The sequence below is a fragment of the Amycolatopsis circi genome (genome assembly GCF_003385235.1).
GTDB lineage: Bacteria > Actinomycetota > Actinomycetes > Mycobacteriales > Pseudonocardiaceae > Amycolatopsis > Amycolatopsis circi.
This window is the reverse complement of the sequence record NZ_PQIA01000028.1, coordinates 38,713-55,344: the sequence shown is the minus strand read 5'-3', so window position 1 is coordinate 55,344 and position 16,632 is coordinate 38,713. Positions and strand designations below refer to the sequence as shown.

The 16,632-nt window shown below is 68.7% G+C and carries 17 protein-coding genes; 10 read left to right on the top strand and 7 right to left on the bottom strand.

The features are described 5' to 3' along the window. Window positions 1-139: 139 nt before the first annotated feature. Window positions 140-1,159, bottom strand: coding sequence for a LacI family DNA-binding transcriptional regulator (locus tag D0D37_RS15250; RefSeq protein ID WP_116201188.1), 1,020 nt, complete (start codon window positions 1,157-1,159; stop codon window positions 140-142). A 131-nt stretch (window positions 1,160-1,290) separates the two neighbouring features. On the opposite strand from D0D37_RS15250, the gene D0D37_RS15245 reads away from it, so the two are divergent. From D0D37_RS15245 to D0D37_RS15210, 8 genes are all read left to right on the top strand, one after another. Beyond that, the gene (locus D0D37_RS15245; RefSeq protein WP_116201187.1) at window positions 1,291-2,310 is read left to right on the top strand and encodes a substrate-binding domain-containing protein; all 1,020 of its coding nucleotides are present in this window, start codon (window positions 1,291-1,293) and stop codon (window positions 2,308-2,310) included. Continuing rightward, window positions 2,307-3,296 (top strand): ABC transporter permease, encoded by a 990-nt coding sequence (locus tag D0D37_RS15240; protein WP_116201186.1) that lies wholly within the window; start codon window positions 2,307-2,309, stop codon window positions 3,294-3,296. The genes D0D37_RS15245 and D0D37_RS15240 overlap by 4 nt, the downstream gene beginning before the upstream one ends. Beyond that, window positions 3,293-4,114: an ATP-binding cassette domain-containing protein gene (locus tag D0D37_RS15235; protein ID WP_116201185.1), complete on the top strand. Its 822-nt coding sequence runs from the start codon at window positions 3,293-3,295 to the stop codon at window positions 4,112-4,114. Before D0D37_RS15240 ends, D0D37_RS15235 begins: the two co-directional genes overlap by 4 nt. 7 nt (window positions 4,115-4,121) lie before the next feature. Continuing rightward, window positions 4,122-4,988 (top strand): PfkB family carbohydrate kinase, encoded by an 867-nt coding sequence (locus D0D37_RS15230; RefSeq protein WP_116201212.1) that lies wholly within the window; start codon window positions 4,122-4,124, stop codon window positions 4,986-4,988. Further along, window positions 4,985-5,620 (top strand): nucleoside/nucleotide kinase family protein, encoded by a 636-nt coding sequence (locus D0D37_RS15225; RefSeq protein WP_116201184.1) that lies wholly within the window; start codon window positions 4,985-4,987, stop codon window positions 5,618-5,620. The genes D0D37_RS15230 and D0D37_RS15225 overlap by 4 nt, the downstream gene beginning before the upstream one ends. A 14-nt stretch (window positions 5,621-5,634) precedes the next feature. Next, complete coding sequence (locus D0D37_RS15220; protein ID WP_208719960.1) at window positions 5,635-6,171, top strand: hypothetical protein; 537 nt, start codon at window positions 5,635-5,637, stop codon at window positions 6,169-6,171. Window positions 6,172-6,174: 3 nt separating this feature from the next. Next, window positions 6,175-6,918, top strand: coding sequence for an SDR family oxidoreductase (locus D0D37_RS15215; protein WP_116201183.1), 744 nt, complete (start codon window positions 6,175-6,177; stop codon window positions 6,916-6,918). 133 nt (window positions 6,919-7,051) lie between these two features. Continuing rightward, entirely contained in the window at window positions 7,052-7,462 is a 411-nt protein-coding gene (locus D0D37_RS15210; protein ID WP_116201182.1) for a VOC family protein, read from the top strand. 4 nt (window positions 7,463-7,466) lie between these two features. On the opposite strand, the gene D0D37_RS15205 is transcribed toward D0D37_RS15210, so the two are convergent. From D0D37_RS15205 to D0D37_RS15190, 4 genes are all read right to left on the bottom strand, one after another. Then, window positions 7,467-8,144 (bottom strand): DedA family protein, encoded by a 678-nt coding sequence (locus D0D37_RS15205; protein WP_116201181.1) that lies wholly within the window; start codon window positions 8,142-8,144, stop codon window positions 7,467-7,469. Window positions 8,145-8,309: 165 nt separating this feature from the next. Beyond that, complete coding sequence (locus D0D37_RS15200) at window positions 8,310-9,134, bottom strand: YceI family protein (RefSeq protein ID WP_116201180.1); 825 nt, start codon at window positions 9,132-9,134, stop codon at window positions 8,310-8,312. Further along, a complete protein-coding gene (locus D0D37_RS15195) occupies window positions 9,131-11,758 on the bottom strand; it encodes an MFS transporter (RefSeq protein ID WP_116201179.1) in 2,628 nt (875 codons plus the stop codon). Before D0D37_RS15195 ends, D0D37_RS15200 begins: the two co-directional genes overlap by 4 nt. Further along, window positions 11,755-12,282: a MarR family winged helix-turn-helix transcriptional regulator gene (locus tag D0D37_RS15190; protein ID WP_116201178.1), complete on the bottom strand. Its 528-nt coding sequence runs from the start codon at window positions 12,280-12,282 to the stop codon at window positions 11,755-11,757. The genes D0D37_RS15195 and D0D37_RS15190 overlap by 4 nt, the downstream gene beginning before the upstream one ends. Window positions 12,283-12,534: 252 nt before the next feature. Between D0D37_RS15190 and D0D37_RS15185 the strand changes: the two genes are divergently transcribed. Then, a complete protein-coding gene (locus D0D37_RS15185) occupies window positions 12,535-12,960 on the top strand; it encodes a PPOX class F420-dependent oxidoreductase (protein WP_116201177.1) in 426 nt (141 codons plus the stop codon). A gap of 115 nt (window positions 12,961-13,075) precedes the next feature. Here the strand turns inward: D0D37_RS15185 and D0D37_RS15180 are convergent, their stop codons facing one another. Beyond that, window positions 13,076-13,648, bottom strand: coding sequence for a TetR/AcrR family transcriptional regulator (locus D0D37_RS15180; protein ID WP_116201176.1), 573 nt, complete (start codon window positions 13,646-13,648; stop codon window positions 13,076-13,078). 89 nt (window positions 13,649-13,737) lie between these two features. Here D0D37_RS15180 and D0D37_RS15175 point away from each other — a divergent pair, with 89 nt between their 5' ends. Further along, window positions 13,738-15,252 carry an MFS transporter gene (locus D0D37_RS15175; protein ID WP_116201175.1) on the top strand — a complete coding sequence of 505 codons (1,515 nt, stop codon included), beginning with the start codon at window positions 13,738-13,740 and terminating at the stop codon, window positions 15,250-15,252. Between the two features lie 769 nt (window positions 15,253-16,021). Here D0D37_RS15175 and D0D37_RS15170 read toward each other — a convergent pair. Continuing rightward, window positions 16,022-16,600: a TetR/AcrR family transcriptional regulator gene (locus tag D0D37_RS15170; RefSeq protein WP_116201174.1), complete on the bottom strand. Its 579-nt coding sequence runs from the start codon at window positions 16,598-16,600 to the stop codon at window positions 16,022-16,024. Window positions 16,601-16,632: the final 32 nt, after the last annotated feature.

Sequence of the window (16,632 nt, the reverse complement as noted above, 5' to 3'; positions counted from 1 at the left end):
CCCTCGTCGTAGATACCTACCCAACAGTAGCCACCTTCGGGCCGGCTAAGAGAGGGTCCGCGACGATCGGGTCCCGAGAATCACTGAGGTGAGTGAACGAAGCGCATGCTTGGTTACGCCGGGCAGTCAAGACCGGCGGCTACGCGCACCCGCACGAAGCCCGGTGCCGCAAAGTCGGCGGCAACCGCACAGTCTCGGCGGGGCGTCCGGGATCCGCCAGTCGAGCCAGCAGCAACTGGACCGCCCGGCGGCCGATTTCGTCGATCGGCTGGGCCATGGTCGTCAGCGGCGGGTCGACGAGATCAGCCCATTCGACGTCGTCGTAAACCACCACGGGCAGGTCCTGGCCGATCCGCAGACCTCGTCGCCGCGCCGCGTGCAGGACGCCGACCATCATGCTGTCGTTGGCGACCACCAGCGCGGTCGGCGGATCCGGCAGCGCCAGCAGCGTGCTCAACGCAAGGCCGCCACCGTCGCGAGAGGACTGTCCGCACGCCACCAGGTCGGGCGACCAGCTCAGTCCCGACCGGCCGAGGCCGAGTCGGTAGCCCAGCACGCGTTCGTCGCTTGTCGTGAGGCCGGGCGCGCCGGAGATCATCCCGATCCGGCGATGGCCCAGCGACGCCAGATGCGCGGTCAACGCCGAGGTCGCCTGGATGTTCTCCGCGCCGACCTGGTCAATGTCGGTCCGGGTGGTGAGCCGGTCCATCAGCACGGTCGGCACGTCCAGCGACACCAGTTCGCCGAGCACCGACCCGTCGCCGGGTGCGGGCGTGATCAGCAGGCCGTCGACCCGCCGCGACCGCAGCGCGCGCACCACGTCCCGTTCGGTCCCCGCGGTGTCGTGCGTGTCCGCCAGCAGCACGGTGTATCCGTTTGCCGACGCCTCTCGCTCGATCGCGTGCATCAGCGCCGCGAAGTACGGATTCGCGACCAGCGAGATCGCCATCCCGATGGACCGCGTACCCCCGGTGACCAGCGAGCGCGCGATCGCGTCGCCGGTGTACCCGGTGGTCTCGATCGCCCGCAGCACCGCGGCTTTCGTCTCCTCGGCCACCGCCCGCGTGCCGTTGACGACGTGGGACACCGTCGTGATCGACACGCCCGCCATTTCGGCGATGTCGCGCTGGGTCGGGCGGGCGGAGCGGGGTCGCGGCATGTCTGTCCTTCACCAAGAGAGCGAAACCAGGAGCGTTGGCAAGCGTTTGCGCAAACGCTTGCGTCATGGCATGAGTCTGTCTACCTTCCCGTCCATCGGCAAGCTCGCACCTCGATTCGGAGGGCATCTCCATGAGACACCGGAGTCTCACCGCACTCGCCTTGGCGGCCGCTGTCGCGGTCTCCTCCGCCGGGTGCACCGTCGAACGCCACTGGGGCGGCAGCTCCAAGACCGGCGGCAGCGGCAAGGCCAAGGTCGGCCTCGTCACGAAGACCGACACCAACCCGTACTTCGTCGAACTGCGCAACGCCGCGGCTGCCGCGGCGAAGGCCAACGGCGCTGACTTCAGTGCGCTCGCCGGGCAGTTCGACGGCGACAACGACGGTCAGGTGCGCGCCATCGAGAACCTGATGCAGCAGGGCGTCAACACCATCCTGATCACGCCGAGTTCGTCCACCGGCGTGCTCAAGGCCATCAAGGACGCCCGTGACGCCGGCATCCTGGTGATCGCCCTCGACACCGCCACCGAACCGCCGGACGCGGTCGACGCCACCTTCGCCACCGACAACTTCGCGGCAGGCGAGCAGCAGGGCGCGTACGTCAAGGCGGCGCTGAAGGGCGCGGACCCGAAGCTGCTGATGGTCGACGGCACCGCGGGCAGTTCGGTCGACACCCAGCGGCACGGCGGGTTCCTCAAGGGCATCGGGCTCAAGGACGGTGCGCCGGAGATCAAGGGCCACACCGCCGCCAACGGCGACCAGAGCCTCGCCCAGCAGGGCATGGAAAACCTCCTGCAGCGCACCACCGACCTCAACGCGGTCTACACGATGAACGAGCCGATGGGCCGCGGCGCGTACGCGGCGCTGAAGGCGCGTGGGCTCAACGGACAGCTCACCGTCGGCTCGATCGACGGCGGCTGCGAAGGCGTGCAGAACGTCAAGGCCGGCCAGTTCGCCGTCACCGTGATGCAGTTCCCGCGGAAGATGGCCGAACAGGGCGTGCTCGCGGCGGTCGAGTACGCGAAGACCGGGAAGAAGCCGAGCGGGTTCGTCAACACCGGTTCGACGGCGATCACCGACCACCCGATGCCGGGTGTTCCGAGCAAGGACACCGCCTGGGGTCTGCAGAACTGCTGGGGAGGCGGGAAATGACGAGCGCGACGGTCAACAACCGCGAGCGCGAGACGCTCGGCGAGTTCTTCCTGCGTGCCCCGGCGGTCGGCCCGGCGCTGGCGCTGATCGTGGCGATCGTGGTGTTTTCCTTTGCCACGGACACCTTTTTCGACCTGGACAATCTGTCCACAGTGGTCCAGCAGTCGCTGGTGGTCGGCACGCTCGCGCTCGGCCAGACGCTGATCATCCTGATCGCGGGCATCGACCTTTCCAACGCGTCGTCGATGGTCGTGGCGACGCTGGTGATGGCGAAACTGGCGTCCGTCACGAACGTTTTCTTCGCCCTGCTGGCCGGGGTCGTGCTGACTGTCATCGTCGGCCTGTTCATCGGCACCCTGGCGACGCGGATCAAGTTGCCCGCCTTCATCATCACGCTCGGCACGTTCACCGGCCTGACCGCGGTGGCGAAGCTGCTCGCAGGCGGCCAGGCGGTTCCGGTGTCCGACGGGCTGCTCACCTGGCTCGGCACGAAGCGGTACCTCTTCGGCGGCATCCCGATCACCTACGGCATGACGCTCGCGCTGCTCATGTTCCTCGTCGTCTGGTACGCACTCACGAAAACCGCGTGGGGCAAGCACGTTTACGCCGTCGGCAACGCGCCGGAGTCCGCGCGGCTGTCCGGGATCAAGGTCAACCGCACCGTGCTGTCGGTCTACCTGGTCGCCGGTCTGTGCTTCGGCATCGCCGCGTGGCAGGCGCTCGGCCGCACGCCGAACGCCGACCCGAACCAGTTCCAGCTCGGCAACCTCGACTCGATCACCGCCGTGGTGCTGGGCGGCACGAGCCTGTTCGGCGGCCGCGGTTCGGTGCTGGGCACGCTGTTCGGCGCGCTGGTCGTCGCGGTGCTGCGCTCGGGCCTGACGCAGATGGGCGTGGACGGCAACTACCAGGACCTGGCGACCGGCGCGTTGCTGATCGCCGCGGTGGTCGTGGACCGGATCGCACGGAGGCAGCAGCAGTCATGACTACCACGCAGCAGCAGCCGACCCTTTCCGCGCGCGGCCTGGTGAAGCGCTACGGCCGGGTCACCGCCATCGACGGCGCCGATTTCGACCTCTACCCCGGCGAAGTGCTCGCCGTGGTCGGCGACAACGGGGCCGGAAAGTCCAGTCTCATCAAGGCATTGTCCGGTGCGGTGGTGCCGGACGCCGGAGAGATCAAAGTGGACGGCAAGACGGTCCACTTCAAGTCCCCGTTGGACGCCCGGCATTACGGAATCGAGACGGTGTATCAGGATCTGGCGGTCGCGCCGGCGCTGGACATCGCGTCGAACATGTTCCTCGGCAGGGAAAAGCGGCTGAAGGGCCCGTTCGGCATCGGGTTGCGCAAGCTCGACACCGCGGCCATGCGCACCGACGCGCAGCGGATCCTGGACGACCTCGGCATCAAGGTCAAATCCATTTCGCAGCTGGTGGAAACGCTGTCCGGTGGCCAGCGGCAAGGTGTCGCGGTGGCGCGCGCGGCGGCGTTCGGCACCAAAGCGGTGATCATGGACGAGCCGACGGCCGCGCTGGGCGTCGCCGAATCCGCGAAGGTGTTGGAGCTGATCGGCCGGATCCGCGACCGCGGCCTGCCGGTGGTGCTGATCAGCCACAACATGCCGCACGTCTTCGAAATCGCCGACCGCATCCACGTGCACCGGCTCGGCAAGCGCGTCGCCGTGGTGACGCCGAAGTCGCACAGCATGAACCAGGTCGTCGGCCTGCTCACCGGTGCGTTGAAGCTCGACGACAACGGCGAAGTCGTCGAGGTCGCGTCCACCACGCACGCCGGGTTGACCTGACGTGCGAGTGCTGCTGGCGGGCTTGTGCACCGTCGATGTCGTACAACGGGTCGCGGAATTTCCGGAGCCGAGCGAGAAAGTGCAGTCGCTGCAGGTGGATGTCGCGGCCGGTGGGCCCGCGACGAACGCCGCGGTGACCGTCGCGGCGCTCGGTGGCGAAGCGACTCTCGTGACGGCTCTCGGTACACACCCGCTGGCCGCACTCGCGCGCGCTGACCTCGAAGCCTGCGGCGTCGACCTGGTCGACCTCGCTCCAGAACGCACGCAGGCACCGCCGGTCAGCGCGGTCGTGGTGCGGGACGGCGACGGCGAACGAACCGTCGTCTCCCGCAACGCCGCCGCCGACGAACCGCTCGAACTGCCTGACCTCGCCCCGATTTTCGACGGCGTAAAAGCCGTCCTCGTCGACGGGCACCATCCCGAGCTAGCGCTTGCTGTCGCCCGGGAAGCCCGCACCCGCGAGATACCGGTGATCCTCGACGCGGGCAGCTGGAAACCGGTACTGGACCAGTTGCTGCCACTGGTCCGCGTGGCAGCCTGTTCGGCGCGGTTCCGTGCTCCCGCACCGAGTTTGGCCGAACGCGGAGTGTCAGTGACGATCACGACGGCGGGCCCGGAGCCGGTCGCCTGGAGCACTACGGAAGACTCTGGGCAGGTCCCCGTGCCGCTCGTCGAAGCGCGGGACACCCTGGGGGCCGGAGACGTGTGGCACGGTGCGCTCGCGTACGCCGTGGCGAACCGGGACAGCGCCGTCCCCGACTGGATCGGATACGCGAACGCGGTGGCCGCGGAACGCGTCCGGCACGTGGGTCCGCGTTCGTGGACCGGGCCGGTCGGAGAACTGGCGAAGAGCAGAGAAGAGGGAGTGCGATGACGGCGTTCGAGGACCTCCTGGCGCGGGCCGAAAAGCTGGCCAAACCGCGGGAACGGCACGTGCTCGGCATCATCGGCGCGCCCGCCTCCGGCAAGACCACGCTGGCCTGGGCGATCGCCAACGCGCTCGGCTCGCGGGCCGCGGTCGTCGGGATGGACGGCTTCCACCTGGCCCAGGTCGAACTGCAGCGGCTCGGCCGCACCGATCGCAAGGGCGCGCCGGACACCTTCGACGCGGCCGGCTACGTGCAGCTGATCCGCCGGCTCGCCGAGGGCCGCGAGACGGTGTACGCGCCGGAGTTCCGCCGCGAGATCGAGGAGCCGATCGCGGGCGCGGTGCCGGTCGCGCCCGAGGTGCAGCTGGTCATCACCGAGGGCAACTACCTGCTGCTGCCGGACGACCCGTGGAGCGGCGTGCGGCAGTACCTCACCGAGGCCTGGTTCCTCGCACCGGACGAGCCGGAGCGGATCGAGCGGCTGGTGTCGCGGCACCGGCGCTACGGCCGTTCGCTGGTGGAGGCCCGGCAGCGCGCGCTCGGCTCCGACCAGCGCAACGCGGACCTGATCGCGAACACCCGCGACCGCGCGGACCTGGTGCTCGAGAACCTGCCGCTGACGAATTTCGCCCTCTGAGCAGGCTCTGAGCGGTGATGTTCGACGATCCGGCGACGACGGATCCCTACGCCGGCGCGGTCACCTGGGACCGGGCCGGCGACGCCCGGATCGCCGTGCTGTACCCGCCGTACTTCCCGCTCGTGCGCACGCACCTGAACGGGCTGCGGGCGCTGGTCGAGCGGCAGCTGACCGAGCCCGCGACACCCGCCGCGGATCCGAGGCTGGCGCTGCTGGTGGAGCGGATGCGCGAGACCACCACCGAGCCGCAGCTGGAGCCCGACGTGCTCGCCGACGTGCGGACCCGGCTGGACTGGGCGTTGTCGGTGCTGCCGGAGCACGGCGGTGTCCTCGAACTGCACACGCCGATGCACCAATGGTGGTGGGGACGCGCGCTGCTCGACGTGTGCACGGCGATCACCGCGCTGCTGGGAGCATGGCTGCGCGGCGAAGCGTGTCGACGGGCAGCATTGTCCGGACGACGCGACGTGGTGGATGTGGATGGCGCAGATGCGGTGGCTCGACGCGCAGTTCGTCGAGCCGCTCAAACCTGGCTGAGTTTTGAGGAGTGACCTGTGGGGGTTTTGGTCGTCACCGGCGGCAGCCGGGGCATCGGGGCGGCGATCTGTGAACTGGCCGCGACCCGTGGTTACGACGTGGTGGTGAACTACTCCGGCGATCCGGCTCCGGCCGAGGAGGTCGCCGTGCGGGTGCGTTCCCATGGCGCGCAAGCGCTTGCGCACCGAGCCGACGTGTCTGACGAACAGCAGGTCAGCGACCTTTTTTCGGCGGCGGCCGAGCTGGGCCCGCTCGTCGGCGTGGTGAACAACGCGGGCATCACCGGCAACACCCCGGGACGGCTCGACGAGCAGAGCGTCGAGACCGTGCGGCGCGTGCTGGACATCAACGTCACGGGAGTCTTCCTGTGCTGCCGCGAGGCGGTGCGGCGGATGTCGACGCGCTACGGCGGGTCTGGCGGAGCGATTGTGAACGTGTCTTCCACGGCCTCGCGGACCGGGTCGGCGGGCGAATGGGTGCACTACGCGGCGTCCAAGGCGGCGGTCAACACGCTCAGCTTCGGCCTCGCGCAGGAAGTCGCCGACGAGGGAATCCGGGTCAACGCCGTGTCTCCCGGTCTGGTCGAGACCGGCCTGCACGCCGCCGCGGGGATGCCGGACCGGCCCGAGCGGTTCAGTGCCGTGATCCCGCTCCGGCGCGCGGGACAGCCGAACGAGATCGCCGCGGCCGTGCTGTGGCTGTTGTCCCCGGAGGCGTCTTTCACTGTCGGCGCCGTGCTTGAGGTCGGCGGCGGTCGCTGATCGATCTCGGACTGTGAGACGCCCGGAGACGGGCAGATCACGATTGCCCCCGGAACTCGGTGAACTCGCCCAAAGCGGTTGTGCCGGTGTGCGACTCTGGAACGAAGGGGTTGAAAGGACGGCCGCGAAAGTCATGCCCAAGCTCACGTCTGTGCACCATCTGGCGCTCACCGTGACCGATGTGGACCGAAGTGTTCCCTGGTACGTCCGGGTGCTCGACCTCGAGGAAAGCCATCGGCGCGAAGACCCGGAAACCGGGGTGCGCAAAGTAGTTCTGCGTTCGGCGGGAGACGGTTTCTCCGTGGTGCTGGTCCAGCATCCGGACACCGGAAGACCCGTGTTCGACGAAAGACGCACTGGTCTGGACCACGTCGCGTTCTCGGTGTCGTCCCGCGCCGAGGTGGCCGAATGGGAGGACCGCCTGCGGGAGTACGGCGTGTCCTACCTGCCCGCCACGCAGTCGCAGACCTTCGAAGGTTCGGCGGTGATCGTGTTCCGCGATCCGGACGGCATCCAGCTGGAAGTCTGGTCCGACCCGGCCTGAAAGCTCAGGCGTGCGCGTCGTCGGGTTCTTCGACCGGACGCCGCATTTCCTGGCGGTAGCGCAGCACGCCGTACGCGGTGCCGAACACGAAGAACGCGATGCTCGCCCACAACGCCGCGGTTTTGACCCACGGGATGACGTCGAGCAGCCCGGCCCCGTAGTAGCCGACCAGCACCAGCGTGGGCACCCACAGCAGCCCGCCGACGGTGGTGGCGAGCAGGAACCGCCGCGAATCCATCCGCGCGGCGCCGGCGATGAGCGGGGCCAGCGTGCGGATCCACGGGATCCACCTGGCCGCGACGATCGCGAAGAATCCCTTGCGGTCCAGGAACTCCTGCGCGCGTTCGAGGTTGTGCCGGTTGAGCATCCGCCCGCCGCGCCGGGCGATCAGCGTGGTGCCCGCGCCGCGGCCGATGTAGTAGCCGATCTGGTTGCCGACCACGGCGGTGAGCAACGCGGCCGCGGACAGCAGCCACGCGTTGAGGTCCGAGCCGTGCTGCGCGAGCACCACGCCCGCGCCGAACAGCAGGGAATCGCCGGGCAGGAAGAGCCCGATGATGAGCGCGCATTCGATGAGCACGAACGACAGCACGATGACCCAGACGAGCACCGGGCCGGCGGTGTCCAGCCAGCTCAGGCCGATCCCCGCGGCGTGCGCGGGCTGGGCGGCGTCGAGGTTCACGCGAAGAGCCTACGTGGCCGGAACCGGCTGCAGTACGCAACCATCGAATCCTCCGCATTCGGTGACTTTGGGTATTGCTGGGGTAACCAGACTGTTCACCCTTTTCGCCCAGGACAACGAACAGGCCGCCCGGAACAGTTCCCGGGCGGCCTGTCGCGGCTTTCTCTAGAACTGCGGCAGGGACTCGCCCTGCACCGCCTCGATGTCCAGCTCCACCTTGACGGTCGTGCCGATCGCGGCCACGCCCGCCCGCACCATCGCGCTGTAGTTGATCGCGAAATCGTTGCGGTGCAATTGCGTTTCGGCGTGGAACGCGGCACGCACGCCGCCCCACGGGTCCGGGCCGTGCCCGGTGTAGCGCAGGTCGAGCGTGACGTCGCGGCGTTCGCCGTGCAGCGTCAGCACGCCGCGCAGCGCCCAGTTGTCCGTGCCGAGCTGGGAAAGCCCGGTGCTTTCGAACGTGATGAGCGGATACGCGTCGACGTCGAGGAATTCGGCCGAACGCAGGTGGTCGTCCCGCATCTTGATGCCGCTTTCGATGCTGCCCGCCTTGATCTCGGCGTGCACCGTCGACCGCTCGACCGGCCGGGCGACGTCGATCCGCCCGGCCACGTCCGGGAACCGCACCTTGATGCTTGCGATGCCCATGTGCCGCGCGGTGGCGACCACCGACGAGTGCATCGGGTCGATCGTCCAGGGGCCCTCGGGCGGCAGCTCGACCGCGCCGGAAACCGGCACCAGCGCGATGTCGCCGAGCAGTCCGGCCCCGTCGGAGCCGATCTGCACGGTGCGGGCCATCGGCGTGTATCCCGGCGCGGTGATCACGGCGGTGTAGACGCCCGGGGGCAGCGGATCGGTGACCACTGCCCCCTTCGCGTCCGTGACCTGCCGCGCGACCTGGCGACCGTTCAGATCGGTGACCGTGAGCACCGCGTTCTCGACCGGCCATCCGCCGTTCGAGCGCAGCTGTGCGCGCAGGCCCCCGCTCATGACCGGTCGACCAGCTCGTCGAGCGCCTGGTCGTAGCTCAGCCGCACGTCGTGCTGGGCCTCGCCGTCGTTCAGCGTCACCTGGCTGGTGGCGGGCGGGTAGCCGCTCGCCACGACCGTGTAGGAGCCGATCGGCAGGTCGCTGACGACATACCGGCCCTCGCTGTCGGTGCGGGCCACCGCCGCGACGTTGCCGTTCGCGTCGAGCACGGTGATCCGCGCGTCCGGCACGATCCGGTCGCCCTCGGTGCGCGCGACGCCCTGGAGCAGCACCGCGCCGGCGAGTTCGACGTCGTGGCGAAGCACGCCGCTGTCCGGCACCGTCAGCGTGACCGCGACCGGGCGGTAGTGCGGGCCGCTCGCGACCAGCGTGTACTGCCCGGCGCCGACGCCGCTGAAGGTGTAGACGCCGTCCTCGGTGGTGATGAACGCGCCGTTGACCTCGCCGCGCGAGTCGGTCAGCGTGACCGTCGCGTTGGCCAGCGGGGTCGCGGTGCCGATCGAACGGACCACGCCGGTCAGCTCGCCGGAACCGGTGAGCGTGACGTCCAGATTCGCCGGGTGCCCGCCGACCACCACGCTGGAGGCCTGCGGCTGATGCCCGGGAGCGGACACGATCAGCACGTACGTTCCCGGTCCCTGGGTCGGGATCGAGTAGCTGCCGTCGCCGTTGCCGGTCGCCCGCGCCACCTGACGGCCCTGCTGGTCGATCAGGGTCAGCGCGGCCGCGCTCACGTGGCTGCCGTCCTGGCGGCGCACGTGGCCGGTGACCGGGACACCTCCCGAGCTGGTGGTCGTGCCGAATTCGGCGTCGGCCAGCGAGTTGGTGATCGGCATCGGCCGGGCGTCAGCGATCGCCTGAGCGTCGCCGTGGCCGTTGGTCAGGGCATGCTTGCCCCCGGCTCCGACGAGCACCGGCTCGCGCGGGGCCTCCTCGAACAGCGAACCCGTCTTGATCTCGGCGGTGTCGTCCGCGACCGGGGCAGGGGCCGGCTCGTCGAGGTCCAGCAGCGCTTCGCCGCCTTCGACCGCGGCCGCCGCCGGGTTCATGCCAGCCAGCGGGATCTCCTTCATGAACAGCAGCACCAGCGTGGCCAGCAGCGCGACGCCGCCCGCGACCCAGAACACCGTGGTGATGGACTCGGTGAAGCCGATCAGGATCGGCGTGCGCACCGCTTCCGGCAGCGTCTGGATGACGCTCGTGTTGCTCGACAGGTCGTTCAGCTGACCGCCCGCGCCTTGCGGCATGTGCCCGCCGAACGCCTTGGTGATGTTGCCCGGCAGCACGTTGAACAGAATCGTCAGGAACACCGCGACCCCGGCGGTACCGCCGATCTGGCGGAAGAACGTAGCCGACGCCGTCGACACGCCCATGTCCTTGCGCGGGCCCGCGTTCTGCACCGCGATGATCAGCGTCTGCATGCACTGGCCGAGGCCGAGACCGATGATCAGCGCGGCCACCAGCGGGTGCCAGATCGGGGTGTCGTATTTGACCAGCGCGAAGAAGAACGCGCCCGCCGCGATCAGGATCGTGCCGATGACCGGGAAGATCTTGTAGCGCCCGGTCTTCGAGGTGATCCGGCCGGAGATGATCGAGGCGGACATGATGCCGACCATCAGCGGCAGCATCAGCAGACCCGATTCGGTCGGCGTGTAACCCTGCACGACCTGCAGGTACTGCGGGATCATCGTGATCGCGCCGAACATCGCCACACCGACGATCACGCCGCCGATGATGGCCACGCTGAAGGTCGAGTTCTTGAACAGCCGCAACGGGATCAGCGCGGCGTCCTTCATGAGTTTTTCGACGACGATGAACAGCACGACGCCGACGCCGCCGATGATGTACATCCAGATCGACTTCTGATCGCCCCAGCCCCACTTCTGGCCCTGTTCGGCGACGACGAGGAACGGCACCACGGCGACGACCATGGTGAGCGCGCCCCACCAGTCGATCTTGTGGTCGTGGCGGTTGTGCGGGACGTTCAGCACCTTCGCGACGACGAACATCGCGACGACGCCGATCGGCACGTTGATCAGGAAGACCCAGCGCCAGCCGTGCAGGCCGCCGAGGGTGTCGAAGCCGGCGAAGAAGCCGCCGAGCACCGGCCCGAGCACGGTCGAAGTGCCGAACACGGCGAGGAAGTAACCCTGGTACCGCGCGCGTTCCCGCGGCGGCACCACGTCGCCGATGATCGTCATGGCCAGCGACATCAGACCGCCGGCACCGAGACCCTGCACCGCGCGGAACGCGGCCAGTTCGTACATCGACGTCGAGAACGACGCTGCCGCCGAACCGACGACGAAGATCGCGATCGCGGCGAGGTAGAACGGCTTGCGGCCGTAGATGTCGGAAAGCTTGCCGTAGATCGGCGTGGCGATCGTCGACGTGATCAGGTACGCCGTGGTCGCCCACGCCTGCAGGTCGAAGCCGTGCAGGTCGTTGGCGATGCGGACGATCGAGGTGCCCACGATCGTCTGGTCGAGCGCGGCGAGGAACATGCCGCACATCAGGCCGCTGATGATCGTGACGATTTGGCGGTGAGTCAGCCGCGGACCGCTCTCGCTGTCTTCAGCGGGCGCTCCCCCTCGCGACTGAGGTTGTTTTTCAACGGTGGACGTCATGCGTTCGAGGCCCCCTTGGCCTGTCCCGCCGCCGTGATTTCGGACAGCGACGGATTGTTCTTTTCGATACCTGTGTTGAGCCGCGCGAGAAGCTCGTTGAGCGTCTCGCGCTCCTCCTGGCTCCAGTCGCCGAGTACGTCGGCCAGCCACCGGGCGCGGTGCTTGCGGTTTTCGTCGAAGACGCGCAGGCCTTCGGCGGTCGGGGCGAGCAAGCAGGCGCGGCCGTCCTCGGGGTCGGCCTGCCGTTCGACGAGTCCGTGCTGCACGAGCGAGCTGGACTGCCTGCTGATCGTGGAGATCTCCGAGTGCAGGAACTCGGCCAGCTTGCTGGTGCGTTGCGGACCTTCGTGGACGAGGCAGAAGAGGATCGCGTACGCGGCCCTTTCGATCCCGTCCGGACCGTGCTTGGCGACCTGGGACTTCGCCTTGGTGATCAAGCGCATGAACCGGACCAGCTCGTGTCCGAGCTGGTCGGCAAGGTCGAGGTCGGCCTCGGGCCTGACGGCGGAGTTCTGAGGTGCCATGTGGGTCTTCCTTGGGGTGGAGCAAACCATTGGTTGGCGACTGCAACTAGTTGCCTCAAGCAAGAGTGTGCCCGTACGGCGTATTTCGCAAGCGGCCGGCCTATGGTTGTGTCACATGACACTTTAGTTGCCGCATGCAAGCAGATTTAAACCGGAGGGGTATCGTCCGGTTTCTCCCGATATGCGGACGCCGCTGGTCACTCGGGGTCTCGGAGCGGGAACAGATCCTTCTCGCCGGGCCGTTGTAGGGGTATGACTGACGACACAGCGCTCTACGACCTCATCGCGGCGGGCAAGCAGGGGGTCTTGGCGACCCTGAAGCGAGACGGCCGTCCCCAGCTGTCGACGGTGACGCACTACTTCGATCGCGACGCTCGCCAGTTGCAAGTGTCGATCACGGACACGCGGGCGAAGACGAAGAACATGCGGCGGGATCCGCGGGTGAGCTACCACGTGGCGTCGTCGAATGGGTGGTCGTACGCGGTGGCCGAGGGGCGGGCGGTGCTTTCGCCGGTCGCTTCGGCGCCGGACGACGAGGCGGTGGAGGCGTTGATCGCGCTGTATCGCAAGGTGGCGGGCGAGCATCCGGACTGGGCGGAGTACCGCGCGGCGATGGTGGCGGATCGGCGGCTGGTGCTGACGGTGGAGATCGAGCGGGTTTACGGGCTGGCTCGCTGAGGTTCGCGGCTGAGTTCGCAGTCCGTGAGGGGAACCCTGAGGGACTCTGATTCCCTCAGGGTTCCCCTCACGGACGTGAAGTCGGGTGCCCGCGTGCGTTGGTGATCTCTGCGGCTCAGCTCTTTCGAGGTCCCGCCGCGACCGTCGCCTTGGCCGGTGCCCCGGCCTCGATCCGGTCCGCGATCTCCTCGATCTGCTCCAGCAGGCTTCCTGTCGCGTCTTCGCCCAGCGCCGCGCGCATGTAGAGGCCCTCGCCGACCAGCATCACCAGTTCCGCGGTCAACGGGTCCTCGACGTGCTCCAGCATCAGCTCGCGGGTGCGCGCGGTGCAGCGCCGCGACACCTCCGCCGCGATCGGGTCGTTGAGCACCAACCGGATCGCGGCCATCGTCGTGCGATGCAGCGCCAGGTCGCTCGTGACGTCGGTGATCGCCGAGCGCAGGTAGTACCGGACCGCGCCCTCCGGCGCGTTGCGCGCGCGTTCGAGGTCGTCGTCGGTCAGCCGCTCCAGGCGTTCGAGCAGGCCGTCGCGCAGGGCGTCCTTCGAGCCGAAGTGGTAGAGCAGGCCGCCCTTGGACACCCCGGCGTGCGCCGCGACGGCGTCGAGAGTGATCTCGGCCGGGCCGCGGTCGGCGAGGATGACCTCGTACGAACCGAGGATGCGTTCACGTGCTGAAGGTTTAGCCATCACCTTGACTATACCGTCCAGACGGTTTACCTTCTACCTCAGGAACGAAACTGTACCGTCTGGACGGTACAAGGAAGGAAGAGTGCGCCATGGTGCGGCGCGGAGGCCAGTGGTGGGCGTTGGCAGTTCTCGTACTGCCGGTCCTCTTGATCAGCGTGGATACGACAGTCCTGGGCTTCGCCCTGCCCTATCTCAGCGAGGATCTCGCGCCTACGGGCGCGGAACAGCTGTGGATCGTCGACGTCTACTCGTTCGTCCTGGCCGGGTTGCTGGTCTTCATGGGCACGCTGGGCGACCGGATCGGCAGGCGGAGGCTGCTGCTCATCGGCGGTGCGGCGTTCGGCGCGGCCTCGGTGCTGGCGGCGTTCGCCACGTCGCCGCTGATGCTGATCGTCGCGCGGGCGCTGCTGGGCGTCGGCGGCGCGACGCTGATGCCGTCCACGCTGTCGCTGATCCGCAGCATCTTCACCGAGGACCGCACGCGGCGCACCGCGGTCGCGATCTGGAGCGCGGCGTTCTCCGGCGGCATGGCGGTCGGCCCGGTCGTCGGCGGCTGGCTGCTCGAGCACTTCTGGTGGGGTTCGGTCTTCCTGATCAACGTGCCGGTGATGGTGCTGCTGCTCGTCGCGGGCCCGTTGCTGCTGCCGGAATTCCGCGACCCGAACCCGGGCCGCTTCGACCCGTGGTCGGCGCTGCTGTCGCTGGGCACGATGCTGCCGGTCGTCTACGGCGTGAAGATCGCCGCGACGTCGGGGATCACCTGGTCCGCCGGTGCCGCGATGGTGCTCGGGCTGGCGCTGGGCGCGGCGTTCGTGCGCCGGCAGCGGCGGCTTGAGCAGCCGATGCTGGACCTCGGGCTGTTCGCCAACCGCAAGTTCGCGGGCTCGGTGATCACGAACCTGCTGGGCGTGTTCGCCCTGGTCGGGCTGCTGTTCCTGCTGCCGCAGTACCTGCAGCTGGTGCTCGGCCTGACGCCGCTGGTCGCCGCACTGTGGATGCTGCCCGCGACGGTCGCCGGCGTCGTCGGCGCCCTGGCAGCCGCCTGGCTCGCCCGCCGAGTCCGGGTGCCGGTCCTGGTCAGCGTCGGCCTGTTGCTCGGTGCGGCCGGCTTCCTGATCCTGACGACCATCGGCGCCGACGCCGGACTGGCCGCGGTCGTAGTGGCCTTCGTCCTGGTCGGTGGCGGCGTGGCCCTGTCCGAAACCCTCACGAACGACCTCGTGATCTCCGCCGCCCCGGTCAACCGAGCCGGTGCCGCGTCGGCGATCTCGGAAACGGGCTACGAACTGGGCGGCGCACTAGGCACGGCCCTGCTGGGCAGCCTCGCCACGGCGGTCTACCAGTCAGGCCTGCCAGCCACCACACCCGCCGCAGCCCACGACACCCTGGGCGGCGCAGTAGCCACCGCGCACAGCATGCCCGCCGCCGAAGGCGCGGCACTGCTGAGTACCGCCCGCGAGTCCTTCGTGACGGCGTTGCACACGAGCGCGTGGGTCGGTGCCGCGATCCTCGTGTACACGGCACTGCAGGCGTACTTCCTGTTGGGACGCCGCCGAAACCGCCCGCAGGGTGCGCGACTGGAGGAGCCCGCGATGTCGGCGTGATTCGGTCCCGTCAGGCAGGTGAACAGGTGTCGCCTGCCTGACGGACGGTGCGGGTTCGGCTAGCCAGCGTGCGTGTGGGGTTGGGTATTTCGCTTGTTGGGCAAGGGAAATGCTTCGGGTTGCTCATGCTGGCACAGGGCCAGTGCCGTTCCGATCCGCCTGTCTGTTGGGACGCCGCGGAAACCACCCGCAAGCTGATCAGCCGGAGGCACGGGAAGTTTCGTTTGCTGGGCAAGGGAATGCTTCAAGTGGCTTCCGCTGGCACTGGGCCAGTGCGGATCCAGTGTCATCCGATCCATCTGTCGGTTGGGACGCCGCCGAAACCGCCCGCAGGCCGCGCAATCGGAGGAGTCCGCGATGTCCGCGTGACTCGCCTGCCTGACGGGCGGTGCCGCGCCTGCCGCGCGGGAAGTTTCGGTTGCTGGGCAAGGAAAGTCCTTCAAAGCGGGCGGCTGTCCGACGCTGCTAGTCCAGCGCGGATCCGTCCGATCGAAGATGTCCGGAACGGCCCTGACGCGAGCGGAGTCCTTTGGCACTGCTCGGACCCCGCTCGCTCAGTCCAGCGAAGCGCTCACCGCGCGAGCCTTCGAGATGCTCAGCTGGCTCGGCATCGTCTCCGTGGCCGCTCTCCGACGACCCGGGGACAGCCGCGCTTGACGGTCAGCGCTCCCGGTTCGCTGGCGAGACCTGCGGTCGCTGTCCGGCGCGGAGCCAGTCCAGTGCAAAGCATGCGGGGACGGCTGCCGGGCGGGGTTCAGCTATTGCCTGGTCAGCCCAGCGAAGCACTCGCCGCCCGCAACTCATCCAGTGCGGCCACCAAATACTCCGCCGGATCGGCATCAGCCCCGCGATCGCTTTCGGACCACTCGAAATACCCCCGCTTAAAAGCCAGCACGCCCAGCTCGCTGGCGAGCGCCGCAGTCGCGTCGGGCAGGCCTCGGGCGGTCAGGGCGGCGGTCATCGCGGCAGCCAGGCCGACGCTCTTCAACGCGTCCCGCTCCTGGAGTTCCGTGCTGGCCGCGACGGCGGCCTTCAACCGAGGGGCGAGTTCCCGGTTCATCGGGCCCATCGCGGTCGCGGCGCGGCGGAGACCGGCGGCGACTGCTGTCAACGGGCTGGCACCGGCGGGGGCGTCGGCGATTCCCTCCGCGAGCAGTCTGCTCAGCGTTTCCTGCCCGGCCACCAGCAACTCTCGCTTGTCCGGGAAATGCCGGAAGAACGTGCTCTTGGTGACGCCTGCGCGCTCAGCGATCTGCGCGACCGTCGTGGCGTCGTAGCCCTGTTCGGCGAACAGGTCGACGGCCGCTACGACCAGCCGTTCGCGCGCTCCGGGTTCCCATCGGGCCATGGAACCATCCTATGTGACGAGACCTTTGTCCC

What these genes read in the sequence shown, in the direction of transcription:
- D0D37_RS15250 (WP_116201188.1), bottom strand. Translation starts at nt 1,159, where the DNA reads ATGCCGCGACCCCGCTCCGCCCGCCCGACCCAGCGCGACATCGCCGAA.
- D0D37_RS15195 (WP_116201179.1), bottom strand. Translation starts at nt 11,758, where the DNA reads ATGACGTCCACCGTTGAAAAACAACCTCAGTCGCGAGGGGGAGCGCCC.
- D0D37_RS15200 (WP_116201180.1), bottom strand. Translation starts at nt 9,134, where the DNA reads ATGAGCGGGGGCCTGCGCGCACAGCTGCGCTCGAACGGCGGATGGCCG.
- D0D37_RS15245 (WP_116201187.1), top strand. Translation starts at nt 1,291, where the DNA reads ATGAGACACCGGAGTCTCACCGCACTCGCCTTGGCGGCCGCTGTCGCG.
- D0D37_RS15225 (WP_116201184.1), top strand. Translation starts at nt 4,985, where the DNA reads ATGACGGCGTTCGAGGACCTCCTGGCGCGGGCCGAAAAGCTGGCCAAA.
- D0D37_RS15175 (WP_116201175.1), top strand. Translation starts at nt 13,738, where the DNA reads ATGGTGCGGCGCGGAGGCCAGTGGTGGGCGTTGGCAGTTCTCGTACTG.
- D0D37_RS15185 (WP_116201177.1), top strand. Translation starts at nt 12,535, where the DNA reads ATGACTGACGACACAGCGCTCTACGACCTCATCGCGGCGGGCAAGCAG.
- D0D37_RS15240 (WP_116201186.1), top strand. Translation starts at nt 2,307, where the DNA reads ATGACGAGCGCGACGGTCAACAACCGCGAGCGCGAGACGCTCGGCGAG.
- D0D37_RS15180 (WP_116201176.1), bottom strand. Translation starts at nt 13,648, where the DNA reads ATGGCTAAACCTTCAGCACGTGAACGCATCCTCGGTTCGTACGAGGTC.
- D0D37_RS15190 (WP_116201178.1), bottom strand. Translation starts at nt 12,282, where the DNA reads ATGGCACCTCAGAACTCCGCCGTCAGGCCCGAGGCCGACCTCGACCTT.
- D0D37_RS15210 (WP_116201182.1), top strand. Translation starts at nt 7,052, where the DNA reads ATGCCCAAGCTCACGTCTGTGCACCATCTGGCGCTCACCGTGACCGAT.
- D0D37_RS15170 (WP_116201174.1), bottom strand. Translation starts at nt 16,600, where the DNA reads ATGGCCCGATGGGAACCCGGAGCGCGCGAACGGCTGGTCGTAGCGGCC.
- D0D37_RS15235 (WP_116201185.1), top strand. Translation starts at nt 3,293, where the DNA reads ATGACTACCACGCAGCAGCAGCCGACCCTTTCCGCGCGCGGCCTGGTG.